Origin of the sequence: Collinsella sp. HCP28S3_B9, assembly GCF_052066095.1 — a bacterium.
Lineage (GTDB): Bacteria > Actinomycetota > Coriobacteriia > Coriobacteriales > Coriobacteriaceae > Collinsella.
Genome location: NZ_JBQHST010000073.1, coordinates 1 through 664 on the forward strand (window position 1 = coordinate 1; position 664 = coordinate 664).

The 664-nt window shown below is 62.2% G+C and carries 1 protein-coding gene; it reads right to left on the reverse strand.

Annotation, left to right across the window (positions count from 1 at the left end):
- Positions 1-614: hypothetical protein (locus ACTNBB_RS09130; RefSeq protein ID WP_441071099.1), on the reverse strand; the 614-nt coding region annotated here is incomplete at its 3' end.
- Positions 615-664 lie beyond the last annotated feature (50 nt).

Genomic DNA, 664 nt, shown 5'->3' on the forward strand with positions numbered 1-664 from the left:
GTGCCCTCGTCGGCGCGGTAGAGGTCGATCTGGGCGGAGAGGATCTCGTCGATGCGAAGGCCGTCGAGCGAGAGGGAGAAGACCGCCTTGTCGCGGTAGGTGCGGAAGTTGCTGAGGATGGCGTCGACCTGCTCGTCCGTGTACCACTTCTCGTAGTCCACAGGCGGCTTGCCGCTGACAAAGGACGTCTCGGCGACATAGCGCGGCGACGTGGTCACGATTCCCTGGCCGTAGAGGAAGGAGTGCGGGTTCTCCCCGCTTCGCTCCTCTGCGACCTCCATCTTGATGTCTTTGCCCTGGGAGCGCAGGAAGGTGTAGAAGCTGGCCACGACCGTGTAGTAGCCCCTGACGGTGAAGCCGGACCTCTTTCCCTCCACTGCGCCGACGAACGGGATGACGTTTCCGAACTGCAGGAAGCGCAAGAAGCCGGCGAGGTGCTTGGCGGTCGCGTCGGCGTAGCCGATGTGCCAGCAGTCCCGCAGGTAGTTGAGGTACTTGCACAGCTTGTAGGCGTACTGCCTCGCTGTCTGGGGCGAGCCCATGCTCATCTTGTGTAGGAACTTGTTGGCCCAGAAGGGGTAGGCGTCCGGATGGTTGATGATCCAGCCGTCCATCGTTCCCCCGTCGGCCTTCGGGTAGAGGCATCTCTCAACGGCAAACATTT